20 protein-coding genes are annotated in these 22,347 nt (G+C 67.1%); 9 read left to right on the forward strand and 11 right to left on the reverse strand.

The genetic code is table 11. The features are described from left to right. The first annotated feature begins 64 nt into the window (after positions 1–64). Positions 65–682, forward strand: a complete 618-nt coding sequence (locus ACIQC9_RS06635; protein WP_400613689.1) for a BglII/BstYI family type II restriction endonuclease — start codon at positions 65–67, stop codon at positions 680–682. Here ACIQC9_RS06635 and ACIQC9_RS06640 read toward each other — a convergent pair. Next, on the reverse strand, positions 679–2,325 hold the full coding sequence (locus ACIQC9_RS06640) for a DNA cytosine methyltransferase (protein ID WP_400613691.1): 1,647 nt from the start codon (positions 2,323–2,325) through the stop codon (positions 679–681). The genes ACIQC9_RS06635 and ACIQC9_RS06640 overlap by 4 nt on opposite strands. Before the next feature lie 269 nt (positions 2,326–2,594). Here ACIQC9_RS06640 and ACIQC9_RS06645 point away from each other — a divergent pair, with 269 nt between their 5' ends. Beyond that, complete coding sequence (locus ACIQC9_RS06645; RefSeq protein WP_400613693.1) at positions 2,595–4,193, forward strand: hypothetical protein; 1,599 nt, start codon at positions 2,595–2,597, stop codon at positions 4,191–4,193. On the opposite strand, the gene ACIQC9_RS06650 is transcribed toward ACIQC9_RS06645, so the two are convergent. After that, positions 4,194–5,645: a hypothetical protein gene (locus ACIQC9_RS06650; protein ID WP_400613695.1), complete on the reverse strand. Its 1,452-nt coding sequence runs from the start codon at positions 5,643–5,645 to the stop codon at positions 4,194–4,196. It abuts the gene before it with no gap. A 170-nt stretch (positions 5,646–5,815) separates the two neighbouring features. On the opposite strand from ACIQC9_RS06650, the gene ACIQC9_RS06655 reads away from it, so the two are divergent. The 3 genes from ACIQC9_RS06655 (at position 5,816) to ACIQC9_RS06665 (ending at position 7,386) form a co-directional block, all read left to right on the forward strand. Continuing rightward, the gene (locus ACIQC9_RS06655; RefSeq protein WP_400613697.1) at positions 5,816–6,316 is read left to right on the forward strand and encodes a hypothetical protein; all 501 of its coding nucleotides are present in this window, start codon (positions 5,816–5,818) and stop codon (positions 6,314–6,316) included. 31 nt (positions 6,317–6,347) lie between these two features. Next, positions 6,348–6,695 carry a hypothetical protein gene (locus tag ACIQC9_RS06660; RefSeq protein WP_400613699.1) on the forward strand — a complete coding sequence of 116 codons (348 nt, stop codon included), beginning with the start codon at positions 6,348–6,350 and terminating at the stop codon, positions 6,693–6,695. A 64-nt stretch (positions 6,696–6,759) separates the two neighbouring features. Further along, positions 6,760–7,386 (forward strand): hypothetical protein, encoded by a 627-nt coding sequence (locus tag ACIQC9_RS06665; RefSeq protein ID WP_400613702.1) that lies wholly within the window; start codon positions 6,760–6,762, stop codon positions 7,384–7,386. Positions 7,387–7,699: 313 nt separating this feature from the next. Here the strand turns inward: ACIQC9_RS06665 and trbB are convergent, their stop codons facing one another. Genes trbB through ACIQC9_RS06685 form a run of 4 tightly spaced genes read right to left on the reverse strand, consistent with a single transcriptional unit; the run spans position 7,700 to position 11,558 of the window. Continuing rightward, positions 7,700–8,650 (reverse strand): P-type conjugative transfer ATPase TrbB, encoded by a 951-nt coding sequence (gene trbB, locus ACIQC9_RS06670; RefSeq protein ID WP_400613704.1) that lies wholly within the window; start codon positions 8,648–8,650, stop codon positions 7,700–7,702. Further along, the gene (locus tag ACIQC9_RS06675) at positions 8,647–9,072 is read right to left on the reverse strand and encodes a hypothetical protein (RefSeq protein ID WP_400613706.1); all 426 of its coding nucleotides are present in this window, start codon (positions 9,070–9,072) and stop codon (positions 8,647–8,649) included. Before ACIQC9_RS06675 ends, trbB begins: the two co-directional genes overlap by 4 nt. After that, entirely contained in the window at positions 9,059–10,948 is a 1,890-nt protein-coding gene (locus tag ACIQC9_RS06680; RefSeq protein ID WP_400613708.1) for a type IV secretory system conjugative DNA transfer family protein, read from the reverse strand. Before ACIQC9_RS06680 ends, ACIQC9_RS06675 begins: the two co-directional genes overlap by 14 nt. Beyond that, on the reverse strand, positions 10,935–11,558 hold the full coding sequence (locus ACIQC9_RS06685; RefSeq protein WP_400613710.1) for a hypothetical protein: 624 nt from the start codon (positions 11,556–11,558) through the stop codon (positions 10,935–10,937). The genes ACIQC9_RS06680 and ACIQC9_RS06685 overlap by 14 nt, the downstream gene beginning before the upstream one ends. 250 nt (positions 11,559–11,808) lie before the next feature. On the opposite strand from ACIQC9_RS06685, the gene ACIQC9_RS06690 reads away from it, so the two are divergent. From ACIQC9_RS06690 to ACIQC9_RS06705, 4 genes are all read left to right on the forward strand, one after another. Next, complete coding sequence (locus tag ACIQC9_RS06690; protein ID WP_400613712.1) at positions 11,809–12,270, forward strand: helix-turn-helix domain-containing protein; 462 nt, start codon at positions 11,809–11,811, stop codon at positions 12,268–12,270. A gap of 97 nt (positions 12,271–12,367) precedes the next feature. After that, the gene (locus ACIQC9_RS06695; RefSeq protein WP_400613715.1) at positions 12,368–12,490 is read left to right on the forward strand and encodes a hypothetical protein; all 123 of its coding nucleotides are present in this window, start codon (positions 12,368–12,370) and stop codon (positions 12,488–12,490) included. A gap of 418 nt (positions 12,491–12,908) precedes the next feature. Continuing rightward, a complete protein-coding gene (locus ACIQC9_RS06700) occupies positions 12,909–13,553 on the forward strand; it encodes a lasso peptide biosynthesis B2 protein (RefSeq protein WP_400613716.1) in 645 nt (214 codons plus the stop codon). A gap of 1 nt (position 13,554) precedes the next feature. Continuing rightward, positions 13,555–15,309, forward strand: a complete 1,755-nt coding sequence (locus ACIQC9_RS06705) for an asparagine synthase-related protein (RefSeq protein WP_400613717.1) — start codon at positions 13,555–13,557, stop codon at positions 15,307–15,309. Here ACIQC9_RS06705 and ACIQC9_RS06710 read toward each other — a convergent pair. The 5 genes from ACIQC9_RS06710 to ACIQC9_RS06730 form a co-directional block, all read right to left on the reverse strand. Beyond that, positions 15,242–16,102 carry an alpha/beta hydrolase family protein gene (locus tag ACIQC9_RS06710; RefSeq protein WP_400613718.1) on the reverse strand — a complete coding sequence of 287 codons (861 nt, stop codon included), beginning with the start codon at positions 16,100–16,102 and terminating at the stop codon, positions 15,242–15,244. The two genes, ACIQC9_RS06705 and ACIQC9_RS06710, sit on opposite strands and share 68 nt — an antisense overlap. 64 nt (positions 16,103–16,166) lie before the next feature. After that, entirely contained in the window at positions 16,167–17,726 is a 1,560-nt protein-coding gene (locus ACIQC9_RS06715; RefSeq protein WP_400613720.1) for a hypothetical protein, read from the reverse strand. A gap of 21 nt (positions 17,727–17,747) precedes the next feature. Next, on the reverse strand, positions 17,748–20,681 hold the full coding sequence (locus tag ACIQC9_RS06720; RefSeq protein WP_400613722.1) for a TonB-dependent receptor domain-containing protein: 2,934 nt from the start codon (positions 20,679–20,681) through the stop codon (positions 17,748–17,750). A gap of 80 nt (positions 20,682–20,761) precedes the next feature. Continuing rightward, positions 20,762–21,730, reverse strand: coding sequence for a FecR family protein (locus ACIQC9_RS06725; RefSeq protein WP_400613724.1), 969 nt, complete (start codon positions 21,728–21,730; stop codon positions 20,762–20,764). A 13-nt stretch (positions 21,731–21,743) separates the two neighbouring features. Continuing rightward, positions 21,744–22,292: an RNA polymerase sigma factor gene (locus tag ACIQC9_RS06730; protein ID WP_400613726.1), complete on the reverse strand. Its 549-nt coding sequence runs from the start codon at positions 22,290–22,292 to the stop codon at positions 21,744–21,746. Positions 22,293–22,347: the final 55 nt, after the last annotated feature.

Genomic DNA, 22,347 nt, shown 5'->3' on the forward strand with positions numbered 1-22,347 from the left:
AATCCCGTAGTGTCGCCGGTACCTAGCGTGAGTCGCAGGCTTGCGCGGGGGCCGAGGACATTGCGTGCAAATCGTCAAAACCTATTCCCACTTGAACGGCCTTGAGTTCCTGGAAGCCCGGCAACCGCTTCTGCTGGGCGAATTGCGGCAGGTGATCACCGACGTGGACGCCGAAGCCTGCCGGACCAAGGAATCGCTGGAGAAGACCAAGTTAGGTCGGACCCTCTACTCGCCAAAGGCGATGAATGAGGCCATGGAGAGAGGGTTCGCCGCCTGCGCGGGCGCCTGGCGGTCTGTTCGGACCGATTATTTCGTCTGTGAAGACGCCGATACGAACCGGCGGATCATCGACCTTTCCGTTGAGGACCAGCTGGCCGTGATCCGCGACGCCGGGTTCGAACCCATCCGCTCCTACAACCAGACCGACTTCGTCAAGGACCGGGTCGCCGTCGAGGTCCAGTTCGGAAAATACGCTTTCGTCGCCTACGACCTCTTCGTGAAGCACCTGGCCTTCTACGTCGCCGGCAAGATCGACGTCGGAGTTGAAATCCTTCCCATGAAGTCCCTCCAGGCCGAAATGTCATCCGGCCCGTCATGCTACGAGAAGGAACTGCACAATCTCATGCGTGGCGGGCGAGGCGTGCCGCCGGTTCCGCTGGTGATCTTCGGAATCGCCGCCTAGGCGGCTTTCTTATTTCGTACCGCGGCGAACCGACCGACGTTGAACCAGTCGCCCACGATCAGGCCCGCCAGGATCGCCTTGGCGTTGCGACACAGCTTCGCTCCGCCGGGAGTCCTGGACGGTTCATCATCGCCCGCCGCGACGTTCAGGACGTAAATCTCCGCCAGGGCCGCGTTCGTCCCCTCCTCCGACCACAAATTGATCCCGTCCATGAAGGCCGCGGCGACTTCCGCGAGGGTGTCCACGACATCATAGGGATCGTGACCGTCTCCCCTGTGCGACCAGGCGGCCTGAAGGGTGGCGGCGTTCGCATCGGCCAGTCGGCGATCCGCATTGTCCAGCGCCTTCCAGGCCTCGTCGAACGCCGGGTGGGAAAGCAGCGTCTCCCGAAGCTCGGCCAGGACATCGCCGTCCAGCTCGACCTCACGCACGTCCTTGGACGCGCCGAAGAAGAAGCGAACCTTCCAGTCCGGGGCGGAGCGGCGCGAGCCGTTCGAAAGTTCGAACCTCATCCCGCTCTTGAACCTGAGCCCGGGGATTGCGGCCCTGAACGAGCGGTCTTCCGGATAGCTCCGCCCGGCCTTTTCCGGCGGGGTCGGCTTGGGAAGGGCCTTGGGCAGAGGCAAGGTTCCCGGGCCCGTCGTCAGGCCGCCGAACGTCCTGGCGTCTACGCCGCGGGCGGCCGAGGCCAGCAGATAGGTGAAGGTGGGCGGGATGGCGTTGCCGACCATCTTCGCCTTCTCCGCGAATGAGCGGGCGTAGAATTGGTAGTTGATCGGAAAGCCCTGCAGACTGGCTCGCTCCCTGATGGTCAGTCGTCGGTAGGACCCTGGCGCCTTCGGCGCTTCGATGACGATGCTCTCCCGCGAGACCCGGGTGCAGGTCGCCGTCACGGTCCGCGACGGCTCTCCCAGACGATCGGGAAAGGACATGTTGTTGTAGACCGCATGGTGAACCTTGGCGTCCCGGTTCATACGCAGCTCCTCGCCGACCAGCGCCGGCTCGGTCTCCATCTCTGTGAGCTGGTCGGCGTCGACCGTCCCGCCCCAGATCGGATCGGTGATCACCGGACCGTCCGCGTTGAGCGCCTGGACGACGTCCCCGAGCGTGCGCCGAGGCAGCATCGGCTTGTAGGCGTCGATCAGGGCCAGAGGAATGTTGGATACGATACAGCGTCGACGCGCCTGGGCGGCGCCATAGTCCGAGAAATCCACGACCTCGATCAGCGGCTTGAGGTTGCGGAACCGATAAAGTGCGTGCTTGGGATCCGCAAACCCCTGACGCATGTAATCCGCCACCCGAGGCACGTTCTCCATCGCCCACCAGGTCGGCCTCACATGCTCGACCACCTCGAAAAACCTCACGAGGTCCTTGAGGCCTTCCGCGAGATCACCGCTCCCGCCCCGGTTCGCATACGAGAATTCGGTGCAAGGCGGGCTGCCCACGACCAGATCGATTCCGGTCGGCAAGGTCTCCATTCGGAGCCCTCTCACATCGGTCGTCACGAGGTCGCCGCCATGATTGCCGTTATGCGTATCGATCGCCGGCTGCCACCACTCGTAGGACGCGACCACCTCGACGCCCGCCAGGCGCAAGCCGAGGCTCCAGCCTCCGATACCGGCGTATAGATCGATCGCGCGCACAGCACCTACTCCGGCGCGACTCGCGCCCAGATCATTTCGTGAACAGCCAGTCTAGCGGACTCGCCGCCCGCCGCAAGATCCAAGTTGGTCAGGATTGAACTTATCAAGGACGATGATCAGAGAAGCGTCCTTGACGCACGCCGGCCACGTCGATCCAGGCTTCCAAACCCGGCGGCCAGGGTATGGCGGACGCCGGGCCGATGTGGTCCCACCTGAGATTGCATCCTCCGGCGCCGCCGTCTATCCAGCGTCGATCGAGGGGAGCCGTGATGATCCAGGTCGACATGTTCGAGGTCAGCCTCGGTGCGGCGCTTCTCTTGCAGTTCGAGACCGAAACCGGCCCGGTGACGGTCCTCGCCGATGGCGGAGTCACCGGCTATTCCTCCGACAAGGTTCTCACCAAGCTCCCCGACGCGGTCGAGAGCTTCAAGTCGGGCGGGACACTGCATATCGATCTTCTGATCGGCACCCACTATGACGGCGACCACCTCATCGGCCTGCCGCCGATCATCCGTGACAAACGCATCACGATCGGAGAGGCCTGGCTTCCGCCCGTCGCCAATGACACGGCCGGGCTCGTGTCGGGCAGTCGAAACCGCGACGGCGACTATCTCGCCATGCAGTTCGCCAAGCCCGGCAAGCGGCGAGTGCTCAACGACTATCTCCGCCAAAAGGCGGATTTGATCGAGCGGCTGGAGATGATGGAGCGTGAGACAAGCGAGGTCCGCGGATCCATCCTCAACTCTGTCTGGAAGGCCGGTCGGGCCCCGGAGACAAAAAGTCCTTTCCCGCCGTCGGCGTCCATTTTCAGTGACGCCGGTCGACTGAAGAAGGGTCCCGCCCTCGCCTGGTTCAAGGCGCACCTGAAGGACAGCGGAGACAAGACCGGGACGGACGGCGACGCCTGCCACGCCGACGAGGATGTGCAGGACCTCGACAGTCGTCCGGTCCAGCTGGGGAGCCTGAAGGCGCTGGACCGCCTCGACCTCATGGACGTGGTGCAGGTCGATCGCGACAGGGTCTACTTCACGGATGAGGAGTTCGACCTGGCCGCCAACCGGTCGCTGGCGCTGATCCGCAAGAGCGAGGCCAAGGCCGCGATCACCGCCGTGCATCTCTTTGACGTCGTGGAAGCCCTGACCGCACGCGGCTTCGACATGCGGTTCGCCACCATCCCGGACGGCGAGCCCCGCCGTTTCGTGTGGAAAGCCTCCCGGCGGCGCTTCATCCCGAGCGATCGGGATCGATCAGACGGGCCTGTCCTCACCCTGCTGGGTCCGTCGGACGGCCTGGTCGCCAAACATCGTGACCGGTTGCCCGTGGGCTCATACAGCGCGATGCTGACGAAGGCGAACCTGCCGCTGGAGGGCGTCACCCCCAGCAACCAGCTTAGCTATGTCACGCGCTTTGATCACGCGGAGCAGGCGATCCTCGTCACAGGGGACGCCGGCTTCGTCGATTTCAAACCGTCCAGGCCGCGCGCGCCGTACCACCAGCGGCTCCTCGACTGCATCAAAAGGCTCGACGTCGTGCAGGTGGCGCATCACGGCGGTCACAACGCCCACTTCTACCGATGCCTCGTCGCGGCCGGCTTCGCCGATCAAACCGAGGACGCCTATCTCCTGCTGTCGCACGCGGTGGATGACAAGCATCGCCCTTCCGAGGCCTTCGCCAAGTTCATCGCGCTGGCGCGAGAGGACAGTCGCCTGAAGCTTCTGTTCACCAGCCGCCCCCTGGAAGCCAAGGTCAGGGACTTTCTTGACCTGATCTGTCCTGTCGCCGGCGGTCCGGCCGCCGACCGGGGGGACGTCAGACTGGTCTACGACGGCTCAAACTGGACCGTCGTCGAACACCGGGTCGAGCTCTGATCATTGCCGCGCCAGAGGCGTTTCGTCCCGTCTCGAGAAGAGTTTGAACAAGGCGTTCCTGGCCCGCGGACAGGTGGCTTCCGGTACATAGGCGAAGGCGGGAGCCCCTTCGATGCGACAGACAGCTGGCGTCGCGCCGGGGAGATCGCCCTGCTTACAGGCCGAACAGAGACGGGACATGCCGGACTCGACCTGAAGGGCATAGTCGAGCGGCCGCGCGCCGCCCCAGCCCGGACGACTCCGGGCCTCGTCAGGGAAAGCCAGCTCGCCGCTCCGGGTGTTCCGCATATAGTCGCTCACGAGAGCCCGTCTCGCCTCCGGACTACGTTCGAGCGTCTCCCAGGGCGTTCGTGTCAGGAGGCCGTTGGTCGATCTGGGCCACTGGGCGAGGGCGTGGCAGGACAGACAGGACGACACCCGATTGTCCGCAGGGCCGTTGAGGCGGCCCTGGAAGCCCGGGAAAGGCCTCTGAGGCCAGACCTCGTCCGCCCCCTGCCAGACGTGGCCAGCCAGATCGTCGTTGAGACGGGTCTCCCTGGCGTCGATGAAGCCACCGAGCGGATCGGCCGTCTTGCCCGGGTCATTGCCCCATTGAAGGCCGACCGGGACAAGACCTTCGAAGGCGCCCTGCCCTGGCCGTCCTTTCCAGATGTAGGTGCCGAAGACCCAGCCGGTCGGGCTGGCCGGATCGCGGACCGCGATGTCCATCTGGATCAGGCGCAGTTTCTGGACGGTGCGACGAACAACAGGCAGGCGAGCCGAAGACGACCCCGGGGCGTCGATCGCACCGTCGATCTCCGGCGCGCCGTCCAGATAGGGCGCGTCCTTCGCCGTCGCGTCTGTGAAGAGAAATTTGAAACTGATTGATCCGGTGGCGAACCCCCAATCGGCCGGAACCGTCGGATTGCAAGCATCCGTATAGACCTGGCGCAGGGCGCTCGCGCCCTCCGCATTATAAAATCCCACCGCCCAGACCTGTGGGCCCTTGCGAGAGTTGGGACCGATGTCGCCGGCGTCAGGCCCGCGTTCCTTGGTCAGTCCATTCAGGTACTCGCGACCGGATGTATCGTAGTCCATCCAGGGCGCGGCCCACCACGACGCGGACCGCGGCATCCTCACTCGCCCCCCGCTGATGTCCGCGCCCGAGGCTCGGACTTCGGCGAGGACCGACGCCATATAGGCTTGCCAGTCGGTCTCGTACGAACCAAGCCAAGGCCTTGAAGTGGCCGGGGCCGTCGTCGGCAGATCGGTACGATAGTCGAGGGTGACCCGGTTCGCCTGCGGGTTCCAGGTCGAGCGCTTGTTGTCCGCCAGGCGCGAGCACTTGATCTCCCCGCTGGCTCCTGCTTGCGCCCCTGGATTAACCGGCGGCGATGTCGGCGCCGGCGCCATGGCCGAGACCGCAGCCAAGGCTGCAAGCAGGCCGAACGGCCTGATCCAAGTCCAGTTCATGCTCGCCCCCGCACAACTTACGGGTAGGGAGACACAGTTGCAGCTAGCTGTAAAGCTGTGCTTTGTGGCGGGGGCGCCAGCGCTTCGGCTGAATCCCACATCCACAGGCGACGCGCCTCCGCCGTCCGGCGTCGCGCGTGTCGCCAAGAGGCGTCATACAAGAGGTTGCAATGATCGAAGACTTCGAGCGAGACGAGTCATTCGAGGCTTTGAAAGGCGCCCCCGTCGGTTCCCCGGGCAACTTCCGGGCTGCGTACGAGGTCAAGGGCCACCCGGGCTGGATCATCAAGGAGAGCCTCAAATCCCATGAGGCGAATTGGACGGAGTTCATCGTATTCCGGTCCCTTGAGAACGAGTCCGTCCAGGCCCTGTTCGGGCACGTCCTCGCCATCAGCCGGACGGGCCGGTTCCTCATCATGGAGCGCCTCGACAATCTCACGAACCAGCAGGTGGACCAGAGGCCTCCCCCGCCGTTCTGGTTGACAGACCGGAAAATCAGCGGCTGGGGCGCAGCGCCGACGACCGGAGTCATCAAGATACGGGACTATGGAACGCTCGCGCTGGGACGAACCCTGGGGTCGGCGCCGACCACGGCACTACCTTCGGAGAAAGACCGCGAGGCCGCACGCGGACTTCTCGACACCATCAATCAAATGAACAAGGGCGACTGACCCTTCCCGGGTCCGCCTAAAGGAGACACCCATGCTTTTCGTCGATGTGACCGAAGTCGAACGCTACCGCGTGTATCAGTATCAGCACCTGGACGACTTGAACTTCCTGCAGTCTCCGGACGTGTTCTTCGCACACTTCGAGCATTTCGCACCCAAAAACCCCGAAGCCTGGATCGCTGCGGTGACCGACCGCTTCAAACGCGCCGGATGGGAGGGCGACGGCGACATTCAGATCATGTGGCTGCCGCCGTTCATTCTCTCTGGCGACACCTATGGGTCCTATCACTGGGTGGTGAAACAATCGAACAACGGCACAGCTTTCATCACGGGGAAGGAAGCCCTGCCCTTCCCCATGCTGCTCGAGCAGAACCGTAGTTAGGCCCCGCCGCCTCGCACCCCTTGTGACGGAACCTTGAGCGCTGGCGCGCGGATGAGTGAGCGAAATGATTGAAGACTTGCAAGCCAGGGCTCAGGTTTCACGAAGCATCGCCAAGGCCCTGGATGATCTCGTCCGCGAACGCATGAAGGGCTTGGTCGAAGAGCCAGACATCACGTCCCGCATCGGACAGCGTCTCGAAGATCGTTTCAACGGTCGACGCCTCGGCGGTTACCGCGTGCGGGTGATCACCGAGACCATCACCTCCCATGGGCGCAAAAGCCTTGAGAAGCCGCTCGGGACGGATTTCTACTTCGCCCTCTCCGTCGAAGATGCAGCTGGAAACCGGACATCCAAGGGCGTCCTGGTCCAGGCCAAGCGAGAACGAGGGTGCGACTGGACCGAGCTGGGAGAGCAATGCCGGCGTATGAGGCTCGTGACCAAAAAGGAATCCGTCGTATGGCTCTACCGGAAGACCGGCATCGGCGTGATCCGCTCCACCGACGTCGATAGGCGGGTGTCAGCCTCAATGGATTCAACGGCCTTCTTCGACCTCGTGCTCGAATGCAAGATCGGTGACCGCCGAAAAACGCCTCCTGGTCCATTCGGCGACCGGGACAGCCTCAAGACCATGCTGAAGGATCTTGGAGCCAAAAACGCCGTCTGGCTAGAGCTCGATCAGGTCGCCGGGTAAGACAGGCCGCCTGTGCACACCGCCGTCACGCGAGAGCGGCGACGCTCACATTCTCGACTGATCCCGGATCCACTTCTTCGCGTGGCTTTGGCGATAATGGTCACCGGCCGTCGACGGGGACTCAGGCGAGGGCGCCGGTCGATCGCAGTCGACGCCTTCGCCATGCCCGTCTCATCCCTGGCGCACAGCGAGCACTTGGGCATCTTACCGAGACGTCGGATCACAGAGCAATCATAAGCGAGACATATAATGCACTTATGTCTCGCTAATGAGTGGTCAGCGATGATCCGTCCGAACGGGACTGGATCAAGGCTCAGGCCAGCTTCGCCAAGGTGTACCGATCACCCTCAAGCCCGAGGATCGCCGACACGCCTTCGACGCGCCGCCCCTCGGCTGTCCGGGTGATATGGACGATCCGCTCGACGGCTTGGGCGATCATGCGGCGAGGCGGAACGGGCGACACCTCCAGGATCAGATCCTCGAGCCGCCGCGGTACGTCGGCCCCGGAGTTGGCGTGGATCGTCGACAGCCCGCCGGGATGGCCGGTGTTCCAGCTTTTCAGCGTTTCCAGCGCCGCCGCACCGTCCCGCATTTCGCCGACGACGATCCGGTCCGGTCGCATCCGGAGCGCCGACCGAACCAGATCGGCGACGCCGAGCGCCGGCTCGCGCCGGGTCAGCACAGCGACCACGTCCCAGGCCGAACACTGCAACTCGGAGGTATCTTCAATCAGGAACACCCTGTCCCGTGCGTAGGCCGTATCGGCGAGCACGGCGTTCGCCAAGGTCGTTTTCCCTGACCCCGTTCCGCCGGAGATAAGGATGTTGCGCCGCTCGGTCCCTGCCAGCCGCAGGGCCTCCGCCTGTCCAGGAGTCATCACCCCGTCCCGGACGTAATCGTCCAGCGTCCAGATCACCGCCGGCCGCTTCCGGATCGAGAAGGCGGCCTGCGCCACCAGAGGCGGCATCAGCCCCTGGAACCGTTCACCGGTCGATGGCAGGACGCCGGCGAGGCAAGGGGTCTCGCGCGCGACGCTCTCGCCCATGTAGTCGGCGATCAGCCGCACCGACCGCTCCCGCGCCTCGGCCGAAAGGATCGTCCCCGTATCCCTGCGCCCCTCCCCGCTCCGGTCCAGGATCACCCGCCCGTCCGGATTGGCCATGATCTCCACCACGGCGGGTTCGAGCAGCGCCTCCAGCACAACCGGCCCCAGGGCATGGCGCAGGGCCTCCAGCTTGCGTTCGGCCACGATGGGATGGGTCAAGACGCGCCCGTCTCCGGATCGGACCGCCGGTCGCGGCTGCCCGCCACGATCCTTGAGGCGGTCGCGTCGAGGAGACGCTCTATCCGGATGTCGACCGCGGCCTGAACCGTCGGGTCCTGGTCCGCGATCACATCAGGAAGCCGCAGGAAGAAGGCGCGAGCCACCTCGATCAGCAACTCCTGGACGATCTGCATGTCCCTCGCCGTCGATCGCATGTGATCCCGAAGCGACCGCTCCAGCATCTGCATCCGATCTTCCGGATCGGCGCGCGGATTGCGCATCAGCCCGCGCGAGATCGCCTGCCCCGCCGCCTGACTGAGCGGAACGCGCGCCGCCCGCGCCTCCCGGTTCAGCGCCGCGAACAGCTTCTGGTCGGTCAGATACACCTGGACCCGGTTCGCCGGCGCGCTAGCCCTTGCCATCGATTTTTCCCTGAAGATGATCGTACACCGCCTTCTGGGCGGCCATCTGACGCGTGGCGTCGGTGAAGGTCTCGGCGATCAGCTCCGCCACCTTCTTGTCGTCCATGGCGGCTCTGGCTTCCTTGAACAACGGGAGGCTCGCCTCCGGATCCTCGCCCCTGGCGCGGATTCCGGCCCAGAGATGCGGTCGCGTCGGAGGACCATCTATCCGGACCGCCTGATCGGGCGGCGGCAGTTTCGCCCGGTCCCTGAACGGCTGACGTCGGTCGTATTTCAGCTTGCGCGTCCGCAGCGGCTTCTGGCCCGCCACGAAGACCAGCTGCTGGTCGTCCGGCAGGGACCGGATCTCGCCGGGCTCCAGCAGGGGCCGCTCGATCGTGGACCGGGACACCGAGCTTCGTCCTGACCCTAATCCGGCAGCAGAACTTCGACTGACGCGCGTCTCCAGCACCGTACCCGTCAGTTTCGAGACCTTGTCCTGCGTCAGCGGGTCGAGCGCCGAGAAGGCGGTGTAGACGGCGCAGTTGTCCAGGATGGTGTTGTGCGGACCATAGGTCTCGACGATGTCATTGAGGCTCTGGGCGACGAACATCGCCTTTATGCCGAAGCCGGACATCAGACGCAGGCTCTTCTCGAAGAAGGCGAGCCGGCCGAGCAGCGGGAATTCGTCCATCACCATCAGCAGGCGATGCATCTTCGCGGCGCCCAGCGCGTCGGTCGTCTCGTGCGCCGTCAGGGACTGGGCGGCCGCGTAGAACAGCAGTCGGATCAGCGGGCGCAGGGCGCTTGCGTCGGCGGGCGCGACCTGAACGTAGAGCGACACCGGCGCCCCGGCGCACATGAGATCGCCCATGCTGAAGTCGGACGCCGAAAGCACCCGCTCCAGATCCTCGCCCGCCAGCCATTTCAGATAGGACCGGGCCGTGCCCTGGACCGAGGTCCGGAACCGGTCGTGCATGGCCGAATAACCCTTCACCGCCGTACGGATAAACGGATGCACGACCGGCTTGCCGCCCGCGTCGACGGTATGAAGCGTCTTGAGCATCGTCTCGGCGGCGTCGTCGAGATCGGCGAGCAGCTCCCGGACCTTGAGGAGGGATTTATCCTCGTCGGCCGCCGCATACAGAACATGCAGGATCACGGCCTCGAGGATCTCGGAGGCGGCCCTGTCCCAGATGGCCTCGTCGTCGCGGGCTCCGCCCGGATCGGACAGGACGGCTGTCAGGCGTTGAACCCCCGCCAGTTCGCCGGGTCCGGGCTGGATCTCGGCCAGCGGATTCCAGCGTGCCGACGCCGGATCGCGGGGATTGAAGAAGAAGGCGTGGGAGAAGCCGCTCCGCCACCCGGCTGTCTCGCGCCACAGCTCTCCCTTTGGATCATGAACGAGCGCACTACCGCCCCATGAGAGAAGCGTGGGCACCACATGGCCCCTGCCCTTGCCGCTCCGGGTCCCGCCCGTCACCAGGGTGGGCCGCAGGTCCAGGGTGGCCAAGATGCGGCCGTCGAGCTCGCCGATCACGGCCCCGCCCTCCGCCGTCAGTCCCGCGGCCCGCGCCTCTCTTGGACCGCCCCAGCCCCGGACCCTCGCCGTCTGTCCTCCGGTCGTCAGGGACGCCACGCCCAGGCCGGCGACCATGCCGATCAGGATCAGGGGCGAGGTTCTCCCCGTGACCGCTCCCGCCTCCTCGCCGAACCGGAGCCGCCAGACGAGGATCGACCACGGCGGGTAGACGGCGACGTGCCGCGTTCGAAACGCCGGCCCGAGCGCCGGAGCGAAGGCGTAGCTCCAGGCGAAGGCCTGGGTCGCGGCCGTGAGCCCTACGGCTCCCCCGAGGACGAGTCCGACCAGCTTGGCTCGCACCTCAGCCGGGGTCATCGGTTGTACTCCGCGCCGCCTCGGCCTCAAGGATGAGCAAGGGCGCCGCTTCGATCCGGCGGCGGTGGTAGTGTCCGAGCGCGTCCGGCAGGCCGTCGTCCGCGGTCTCGAACATCCGGACGACGTTCGCCTCCTCCTCGGCGAGGTCCGGGAACAGCCGCGCCTCCGCCGGAACCAGCTGGATCAACTGGCGACAGACGCGTCCATAGGCGTCGGTCAGTGCGGCGTTTCCCGTGCCCCGCACGGCTCTCAGCATCTGTGCGGCGAGATCGGCGCCCGAGGGGTCGGACCCGCCCAGACCCTGCTCGCGCGCCGGGCTATGGCCCGACCGGCTCAGACTGTTGAGCACGCACTGGAGCCTGAAGGCGAAACGGTCGCGGACGATGGCCGGATCAAGGCGCGGCGCCAGAAACCCGCCCATGGGCGAGCGCTCGACCAGACCGTAGCCGCACAGCCAGACCAGGGCTTCGCGCACGGGCGTGGTCGACAGGTTCAACCTGCGGGCTTCATCCATGATGACGACCGGCGTGCCCGGCACATAGACACCCTGCTCGGCGCGCGAGCGAAGGCTCTCCAGGGCCTGCATGAAGGGATCGCGTCTACGGGTCACGTCCGTCTCCGTCAGTCCCCGGAAGCATCGGCGACGCCTCGGAATCCCGCCAGCCGAAGCGTTCGATTCGATCCGTGGGCGTCTCAAAATGTCGCCGTCTGCGCCGTGATCCGCGTCAGGACGCGCCACTTTATGTCGCCATCTTCGCGATAACAGCCGCACCGTCAGGTTGCAGCTTGATCGGTCGGCATTCGCGCATCACGATCGGCGCCGGAAGGGGTTGCGGATGCCGCGAGGTACGGGTGAGTCTTTGCGTGACGGTCAACTGCTCTCGGTCGCCGTCAAACTCGTCCGCAAGTCACGAGGCCTGTCCAGCCGGCAGGTCGCGGCCGGGATGAACATCTCGCTGAGGACCTACCAACGCTTCGAAGCCGGCTCCACGCGCCTCAACCTCGACCACATCCATCGTTTCGGCCACGCGACAGGGAGCGACCCGCACGCCGTCCTGCTGGCTGTCATGATCGGCTCGCCCCGGTTCGCCCTGAACGCCGCGGACAATATGCTCGCCACCGTCCTCATCGTCGCCGTCCAGAACCTGGACAGGGCGATCGGCGACCGCGTTTCGGACCTCGAGACCCGCGGCCTTGTCAGCGCCGTAGCCGCCCTGTTCGACGGCATCTCCGATCAGGCCCTCGCGTCGGATCCGGCCGACGACTGGCTTGCCAGGGGCCGCCGCGATCTCACGGCGCGCCGGCCTGGGCCCGGCCGCTGATGCTCTGAATATCCGTCAGATATAGCTTCCATGCCGCCCTCCCCGGGCGCTCCCTCGACGGGCCACATCCGTGGCGATCAAACCCGAGGAGACCGAGATGAAGACGACCATCCTGACCCGCGTCAGCTTCGGCAGCGCCCGCGCGCTGACCCGCGACGGCATCGGCGGCCAGTATACCGAGGTGCTGGCCAACGACAGCGAGCGGCCGCCCGCCGGCTGAAGAGCCTGCCGGCGATCGGGCCGGACCCGATCGCCCCAGGTCTGTGCCTGAAACCCCGGCGGGGCTCCGCCGGGGTTTCTTGCATGCGGCGATCGGAAGACGCCCGCGGCCAAGGGCGCCGGCAGGGGCCGATGAATATACGTCGGATATAGCTTCATTCCCGCGCGCGCCCGGCGCTCAGTGCTCCCGCCACCCTCGTGGCGACCAACCAAGGAGACGGAGATGAAGACGAAGATCGTGCGCGTCCGCTTCGGCGGCGCCGGCGCCCTGACCCGCGACGGCATGGGTGGGGACTGGTCGGAGATGTTCTTCAACGACAGCGAATATCCCCCTGTCGGCTGATGCGCTCGCGGGCGGCCGGGTCCCCGGCCGCCCGCCTCATCCCGCAACCCACACGGCTAGCCCGTCGGAGCGTGCAATGGATCAACGTCCCCTGCGATGTGCGCCGGATATCTTCATGGCCCGGGCCGACGAGGACATCGTCGTGCTCGACCTCGTCAATGACCGATACGACGGCCTGTTCGACGCCGCCGAGGCGGTCCGGCTGGACGGCCGGGGCGGCCTGTCCCCCGCTGACGACCACATCAGGTCCGAACTGATCGCGACCGGCCTTGCGGTCGAAGGCCCCGTCGGGCCCGCCGACCGCCCGATCCCTCCCCCGCGCCGTGAGGTCGAGGCGGACCCCCGGCCGCCCGCACAGGACATAGGGCGGGCCGCCATCGTTCTCTCGTCCGCCACCCTGAAATTTCGCGGCAAGCGACTGCGCGAGCTCGTCAACATCGCCCACCCGATCCGCGGTCCCGCCCCGTATGACGAGGCCCGGTTAAGTCGGCTGGTGGGGGCGGCCCGTATCGCGCGGACGTGGATCCCCTTCGAAGGCGAGTGCCTGCAACGCGCCTTTCTGTTAAGGGCTTATCTCGCATCGCAAGGCGTCACGACGGACTGGATCTTCGGGGTCCGCACCTGGCCGTTCGCCGCCCATTGCTGGCTACAGATCGGCGATCTGCTCGTCGGCGACCGCCTTGCGCGCGCCTCTCAGTTCACGCCGATCATGCGGGTCTGACATGGGCGCCTTCATCATCGTCGCCCGGGGCCGGGACGACCGCCGGGCCGCCGACCTGTCGAGCGAACTGGCGGCGCGGGCGGCGGGGCACGGCATGCAGGTCAGCGAATTGAACAGCCACGCCTGGCTGGCCGTCCGCGGCCCGCACCCGCCCGGCCACCGCCGGATCGGCGCCTGGACCCTGATCGGCGATGTGTTCGACCGGCGCTCGCCTCGCCTGCCGGCGACCGGCGTCGGCGACCTCTTCGCCTATGAACGCAAGCTGCTCGCGCGGATTTGGGGACGATACGTCGGGATTCGCTTCGGTCCGAAGGGCGACCCGGAGGCGCTGCTTCGCGATCCGTCCGGCGCCCTGGAGTGCATAACATGGGTCGACGGCGGCCTGACCGTGGCGTGCTCGGCCGTGGAAGACTGGTTGATCGAACGGCTCCGGCCGAAGTGGCGGATCGACCCCCGGAAGGTCGCCGACGCGATCCGCGATCCGCTCTCCGGGATCGGGCCGCTTCTGCTTGACGGTCCCAAAGCGCTCCTGCCCGGCGTCCTCCAGCCCTTCCCGCTCGACAACCCGGCGACGCCCCTGTGGAGCCCCGGCGACTTCGCCCGGACAAGCCTCGGCCCCGCGCCGTCCGCCGAGCAGGCGGCGCAAGACCTGCGGGACGCCGTCGACGAAGCCGTCTCCGGTCTCGGCGGGCTGCCGGGCCCCCTCGCCTGCGAAGTCTCCGGAGGTCTCGATTCCAGCATCATCGCCGCAGGTCTCGTGCACGCGGGTTGCGGGGTCGGGCTCTGGTTGAACGCCTATGGCGCGACGCCCGAAGCCGATGAACGGTCCTACGTCGACGCCCTCGCCGCCAGGCTCTCCATCGCGCGGACACTGGCTCCGCATGCTGCGGGAGCGGCGACACAGGCGGGGCTCGAAAGCCTGTCGCCGGATTTCCGGCCGGGCCTGAACGGCATGGACCGCGCGCATGACCAAGACTGGGTCAGGCGACTGCAGGCGGCGGGCATGACGGCCCTGATGACTGGCCGCGGCGGCGACTCCATCCTGTTCAACCGCGCGGGCGCCAACATCTTCGTCGACGAATGGCTCCGGCGGCCATGGAAGGCCCTGTGGTCGCCAGACATGGCCGAACTCGCGACGGCCAACGAGGTCTCGATCTGGACCTTTCTCTCAAGGGCCTTCGCCTATCGGAAGACCGGCCCGACCCGGCCACGACGTCGCCATCCGGTCCTCACCAGCCCCGACGCCCCCCTCCCTCTCCATCCCTGGATCGAGGACTGGACGAGGTTCGGACCGGCCAAGGCCGCCCACGTCGCCGGCGTGATCGACAATGTCGCCCGACATGGGCCGTCGACGCTCACGGACGCCGTCGATGTCCGCAATCCGCTCTGCGCCCAGCCCGTGATCGAGGCCTGCCTGTCCCTCCCGACGTCCGTCCTCACCCTTGGCGGCCGTGAACGCGGCCTGGCGCGCCGCGCCTTCTCGGATCGGCTCCCGGCGCAGATTCTCGACCGCCGGTCCAAGGGCGACATGACCAGGGTCTACGGACGCTTCATCTTCGACAGCCTGCCCGTGTTGCGGCCCTGGCTGATCGAAGGACGGCTGGCCGCGATGGGGATCATCGATCCCATCGCCGCCGAGGCCTGTCTTACCCGCGAGAGTCTCGCCTGGCATGGCGCCTACACGCCGATCATGGTGGCGGCGGCGTTCGAGTCCTGGGTTCGGGCTTGGGAACGACGGCTGGCGCCGTCGCCCTGAACGTCGGGCCTGCCGGCAGGGTCTCGTCGAACCAGTCGAAGATCTCCTGATACCGGTCCCGGATGTTCGCCGGCGAGAACGGCGCGTGGTGTTCACCCCAGTAGGTGACCATCCGGGCCGTCTTGCCCTCCCGATAGAGGGCGCTGAACATCATCTCGGTCTGGCTCATCGGAATGAAGTCCATATCGGCCGTCAGCAGAAGCACCGGGGCCGAAACGTCCCCCGCACGCATGAACGGGCTGTTTGCGAGATAGAGATCGGGCGCCTCCCAAGGCGTCCCGCCGATCAGCCCCTGCCCGCTCTCCATGAAGGCCTGGGTCATGCGGTAGATCATCCTCTCTTCCGGATTGGGACGTGCGGAAGGACTGGTCTCCCCCCACATGCCGATCATGTCGTAGAGGCCGGACGAGGCGACGTAGGATTTGTACCGGGTGCTCCTCACCGCAATCTCCAAGGCCATATAGCCGCCGAAGCTGTGGCCCAGGACGCCTATCCGGTCAGCCGGCAGTTCCGGATGGGCCGCCAGCGCCGCGTCCACAGCCAGATCGACGACCCGCGCAAACTCGTCGCCTCTCGTCGCCGCCGGCGCGTCCCGGGGCGAGGTTGGCGAAAGAACCGCGAACCCGGCCCCGGCGAGGACGTTCGGCCGGATGCCATAGGCCTGAGCGTCCGGCCCGTACCATCCGTCCGGGCCGCCCTGGCCCGGGTAGACCTGGACGATCAGGCCTCGCAGATCGCCGGCGGCCCGGCCGGGGGGAAGATAGAGCCAGTCCGTGACCTCCGCCCCGTTCACGCCTGGATGCCTGATCGGAACCGGTTCGATCAGCCGGATATCCCGTTTCGTGGAGTTGACCGCGTCAATCCGAACACTTGCACCGCCGCGCCGCAGCCAGAGCGTTTCCTCCAGCCCGACCCTTTCGAGAACCAGGGCGTGCGCCGGAGAGGTCGCCAAGACCCGAGCGTCGTCGTTCTCGCCGCCCAGAACCTGAAGATCGGCGCCGTCCGACAGAACAAGACTGGCCCCCTCCGCATTGCTGATCGGCGTCCAACCCCGCCGCGGCGCCTCGTTGTACCCCCGCGCGCCGGGTGAGATCCCTGTCGCCGGGCGTAGCCGCAACCAGCATCTGGCCTTCCGGTGTCAGGCGGCGAGCGCCCCCTGCCCCGATGCTCCACACGCCGCCGTCGGCGATCACGCGCAGGGCGTCTGGAGCGGCGTTCAGAATGCGGGCCGGCGCCGCACGCAGGGACTGCGTCAGATTCACGGCCGGCGCAGCGCCGCCCAACAGATACCAGTCGTAACGGACGCCGTGCTCAGACCGCGCATAAATAACGGGACGGTCGCCGATCCAGTCGGCGCGGACATAGGCGACCGTCTGGGCATCCTCACCGGGGGTCAGCCCTGCAAGGTCCAGGGCCGCGGCGCCGCCGAAGCCGACCTGCATCAATCGGCCGTCGGACCAGGCCTCCCCGTCTTGCCTCGCCCAGACCAGAACAGACGTTGAGTCCGGAGACCAGCGCAGCAGGCTGTAGCCGATGTCCCATCCGTCGAGCGGGCTGGAGGTTTGGCCCGTTGCGATGTCGACCAGCGAAAGCCGGGCCCGGTTGGCCGATTCCAGCTGCACCAGAGGGCCCGTCACCGGCACCGGCTCGGCCGATCTGACCACGGCGACGCGTCGGCCGTCCGGTGAGGCCGCGAAGTCGGCGATGACGCCCCCGGCCAGCTCACGGACCCTGCCGTCGCGAACATCGAGCAGGACCAGCGCGCCCTGGGGGGTGGGGGTTTCCGTCGTCACCCGGCCGGCCCGCGCATCCAGGACCTGGCGCGAGACGTCGCGCCCTTCAGCGCTGCGTCTCCAGTTCCCGGTCATCCGCGCCTGGGCGCCCCCGAAGTCTTTGAGGATTTCCGGCAGGCTGTGATCCGGCCGGATCGAGAGCGCCACGGCCTCGGCCGAGACCCACTCCGCGGTCGCGCTTGTCCGGCTGAAGTCCGGAGTGAGCCCGGTCCATCGGACAGAGCGATCCGCCAGCGTCACGACCCCGTATTCGTAAATCTCGCCCTGCCGACGCGCGATCAGGAGTCGTCGACTGTCCGGCGACCAGGCGACCCGGAGCAGGCCCGGCCCCTCCCCCGGCAGCAGCACTTCAGGCGTCGGGGCCGTTTCCGTGAGATCCACGATGAACAGGTCGGTGATCGTCCAGGTGACCCGTTCGCCGAGGTCGAAGCGGCTCGCCGTGTCATACGGTCCGCGCTTCTCATAAACCGCCCAGCGCCCATCCGGAGAGACGGCCGCTCGTCCGAAGGCTTCGAGCTCGGTGACGTCGCGGGGAGTGATGTCACGTTGCGGTCCGTCTTCTCTCGCCGCCGCGCCGCCTGCGAGAACGACGAGCGCCAGCAGCGCCCCGGCGAGGGGTCTCATCAGCCTGGTCATGCCCCGCCCTCACCAGCGTTTGCTGATCTGGAACGAGACGGTGCGCCCCATCGGACTGGCCTGGCCGCCGTCGAAACCGAACCCGAGCGGGCCGTTGTAGAAGGGCGGATCCTCGTCGAACAGGTTTTCAACGGCGAGGGTCAGTCGCATCCCCCCGCGCCCGTGAAGCGTCGGCGACCAGTTGATCCGGGCATCCACAAGGTTCGAGGCGTCGATCGCCGCGCCCAGACGATCCTCATAGGCATGGACATGCGTCCAGTGGGCGCCGACGTCGAAATCGCCCCGCGCCCAGACGGCCCCGGCCCTCGCGCGCAGCCGCGACGGGAAGCCGATCAGGCCGACGACGGATCTGACCGGCGCCGTCGGCGTCGACTGGGTGTCGTAGTCGAGCAGATAGGAGGCCGACCCGTCGAGGGTGAGCCTGCCGCCGGCGAAGGACAGCGGGACCCGTCCGGACAGGTCGATCCCCTTTACCCGCACCGCGCCGGTGTTCACCCAGCGCGAGTCGATGATGGCCGCATAGGTGGTCAGCGGATACAGGGTTGAGAAACCCAGAAATCCGGAATAGCTCTGGATCAGCGCGAGATCGGCCGGATTGGCCGCGGGATTGATGAAGGTCACGAAGTTCGCCAGGGCCGGGTCCGTCAACGCGCCGTTGATGTTCTCGCTGACCGGCCGGGCGATGCGGTCCGTGAACCGGGTGTCGAAAGCGTTGAAGCTCACCGAAGCGCCCCCGCTGGGCCGGTAGTCGATGCCGAGCGTCAGGGTCTCGGAGGTCTCCGGCTCAAGGTCCGGGTTGCCGCCGCCCAGCGACAGCGTCAGGGGCCGCGATCCGTCCGCCCGGCTGAGGAAGAGGGGCGAGGCGCTCTGGGCGTCCGCCAACTGCGCCAGGGCCCCGGCGCGAAAGGACGTCCCCCAGGACGCCCGCACGCCCAGCCCCTCGATCGGCGACCACACCAGCCCCACCTTGGGGTTCGTCGTGGACCCGAAGTCGCTGTACTCCTCGTATCGACCGGCCACCGACAGATCGAGTGAGCGGACGCCCGGGACGGCGTTGTCCGGACCGACCAGGGGGACCCGCGCCTCGGCGAAGACGGCCGAGATGGAGCGGCCCCGCCTCGGGGTCGAGGAGTACTGCGGCGCCACCGTCGACGTCAGGGCGACGTTGCGGGTCTCGTAGAATTCATCGCGGGACTGGGCCCCCACCGCGATCATAACCTCTCCGCCGGGCAGGCTCAGGACCGGCCCCTGGGCGAGGACATTGGCCGAGGTCGCCCGGCTCCGGCTGTAGGAGCGGGACATCCCCTGGCTGATGAAGTCCAGAACGGCGCGACCGTTCACGGTCCCGTCGCCGAACATGTTGAAGTAGCCGTCGACCGCCGCCCGGTAGGGCGTGGCGGGGTCGTCCGGGATGTTGCCCAGCGCCTCCGCGAGGAAACGGGTGTTCACCCGGTTCGTACTTCCGGGGGACGACCGCTCCTCGGCGCCGGTGACATAGGCGTCGAGCGACCAGGCGTCCATGAACCGATAGACGCCGCCGAAGGTCACGGCGACGCTTTCCGCCCGGGTGTGCTGACGGGGCAGGCCCAGGTCGCCCGCGAACGAGTAGCCGATCGTGTGCGAGGCGGCGCCGGTCGGCGACACGAAGAAGGGATTGGCGCGGCTCACGGTGAACACGCCGGAGATTGGCGTCTGCAGGTTTTCGTTGACGCGCCGGCTCCACCGGACGTCTCCCGTCAGGTCCAGCCGGTCCCCGACGGACTGGCTGAACCGGGCGTAGGCGCTGTGTCGCTCCAGGTCCGGCACGAGCCCCACGCCCTGGCTCAGGGTCTGCAGGTTCGCGGCTCCGGGGGCGAAGTCCGCCGCAGTCCGGGCGCTGCCGCTCGCGTCCGGCCGGATGGCGAACAGGGAGGTGTAGCTCCCGGTCGCCGCGTTGAACGAAACGATGTTGCCGGGAAAGCTGTTGAACGCTCGCCGGTCCGATCCCCCGAACGGCCGCAGGTCTCCATCCCGGGTGTAGTCGCGGTCCAGGGAGCTCAGGCCGTTGGTGTGCTCGTATTCGTAGGAGATGTACGCCGAGCCCGTCTCCCAGTCCTGCCCCATCAGATGGGAGGCGATGACGGACTCCCCGCCGCCGCGCGCCGCCGCGACCCGGACGCGGCTTTCCGCGCCGTCGACACGCTTTCGCATGATGACGTTGACGACACCGGCGATGGCGTCGGCCCCGTACAAGGCCGATGCGCCGTCGAGAAGGACATCCACACGCTCGACTGCGGCCGACGGCAGGGCGGAGATGTCCGCGAACTCCGCCCGCGAGCCCGTCCCGGCCAGACGACGACCATTGATCAGGGTCAGGGTCGAGGCCGGCCCGAGCCCCCGCAGATTGACGCCTGTCGAGAACACCTGGTTCGACCCGCCGTTATCCGAGCTCGTCGCCTGGACGACCGACGTCGCCGAGCCGGCATAGTTCTGCGGAATATCCACCAGAATCTCCGCGACGGTCCCCAGCCCGCGCCGGTCCAGCGCGTCCCGGTCCAGCACGATCACCGGCGATGCGAGGTCGCCGGAGGACCTCAGCAGGGTGCCGGTCACGATCACGTCGTCCAGGTTGGCCGCGACCGGCGCCTCCGCCGCCTCCGCCCGCCGCAGCACTATCACGCCCGGCCGAGTCTCCCGTCCGGACAGGCCCGTACCCGCCAGCAGACGGTTCAGCGCATCCGCCGGCGCATAGCGCCCGCGCAAACCCTGTGTGCGAAGGCCTTCAACCAGCGAACTGGAGAAAAGGATCTGCTGGTCTGACTGGGTGGCGTAGGCGTTGAGCGCATCGCCCAGCGGGCCCGCGGGGATGTTGAACGCGCGCGCTTCCTGTGCGCAGGCCGAGGGACTGATGGCGGCGACGCAGGCGACCAGCGCGCTGCAGGACAGAAGATTCAGGCGATTCATGTGGCGGACCCCTCCCGACGCGACACGGCGTCAGGAACAGGACCACCGGACGTCAGGGCGGCCCCGGAGCTCCGGCTCAATTATTTTTCAGCCGACAGACGAACGGCGCCGTCCGCACCGGGTGACGCCGTCAGTCCGAGCGCCTCGGTCGCCGCAGAGACGAAGGCGTCCCGGTCCCCCGTCTTGAACACCCCGTTGACGCTTTCGCGCGCCATCGCCGGCGCATCCAGAACGATGGGGTCGGTGAGATAGCGGTTCACCTCGGTCACAGCCTCCTGGAGGGGCGTATCCCGGAACACCACCCTGCCATCCGCCCAGCTCGTCTCGACGGCCGTATCCACGGCCGCCAGCCGCACTGCGCCGTCGCCGACCCGCGCCTGCTGCCCCGCGCTCAACCGGGACCTCCCTGCTCCCTCGCCGGGCAAGACATCGACCGCGCCGGACACCAGGGTGACTTTAATCCCGTCGCCGGCGTGCCGGACATCGAACACCGTCCCGACTGCCGTGACCCGGGTCTCACCCGCCACGACCGTGAACGGACGTGCGGTGTCATGGGCCACGGTGAACAAGGCTTGCCCGGTCTCGAGCTCCACCGTCCGCCGATCCCCGGTGAACCGCACACGTACCTTCGAGCCCGTATCGAGGCGGACGGACGACCCGTCGGCGAGCTGGACCGTCCTCTGCTCGCCGATGGAGGTCGCATAGACCCCCCTCCCCTGCGCCCACGTCCAGGCCCCGGCCAGCGCCGCCATGGCTGCAAGCGCCAAGGCGCCGCCGAGCACCGGCTTCATGAAGGCCTGGCGTCCGGCCTTCGGCCGCCTCGAGAGCGCGGCGTTTAACGCGTCGGCGATCACCGGGTCACCCGCCAGGCCGTCCGTCTTGGTCCAGGCCTGTTCGACGCGCCGGTAGGCCTCGGCGTTCGCCGGCGCCTGTCGCCAGGCGAAGAAGGCTTCAATGGTCTCGGGCGGCACGCGGGGCGCGCCGAGGCGCGCATGCCAGGCGGCGGCCTCCAACTCAGCAGGTTCAACCCGTTTGGTCGGGTTGCTCATGGCGCCACCATCGCTACCGTCGAAGCTGGGCTGCGCAATGGGCCAGAGCCTTGGTCATGCGCCACTCAACCGTCTTCGGGCTGATTCCGAGTTGTTCGGCGATCTGCACGTTCGTCAAACCGCCGACCCTCGATAGCACAAAAACATCGCGCAGGGGTTGCGGCAAGCTCATGACGATCTGGCGCGCGAGAAGAGCTTCCTCCTGGCCGCTTTCCTGCACGCCCCAGCCATCCAGCCGGCTGACCTCGCCGACCATACGCGCCTGCCGATCGTGGCTGGCCCGCCGGCCGAACGCGACATTGGAGGCCACCGTCATGAGGAAGCCTTTCGGCGATCGAATCTGTCCTTCGGAGCACAGCCGCGAAATCCGGAACCACGTCTCCTGGAACACGTCGTCGGCGTCCTGCGCCCCATAGCGCCTCACCAGACGCTCGCGGAACCAGGCGCCGTACCGTCGGTGGAGCAGATCGAGCCAGTCCCTCCGCTCGTCTGTGCTGTGCTCTAGGCTGTTCGTCACGCTAGGTGTTCCCGAAGAACAAATCACCGCGACCAGAATGAGCAATATACTGCTAGCTGTATAGCACCTTTCCGAATGATGCTGAGCAAACCACCCATGC

It is taken from the genome of Brevundimonas sp. NPDC092305 (assembly GCF_044755415.1).
Taxonomy (GTDB): Bacteria; Pseudomonadota; Alphaproteobacteria; order Caulobacterales; family Caulobacteraceae; genus Brevundimonas.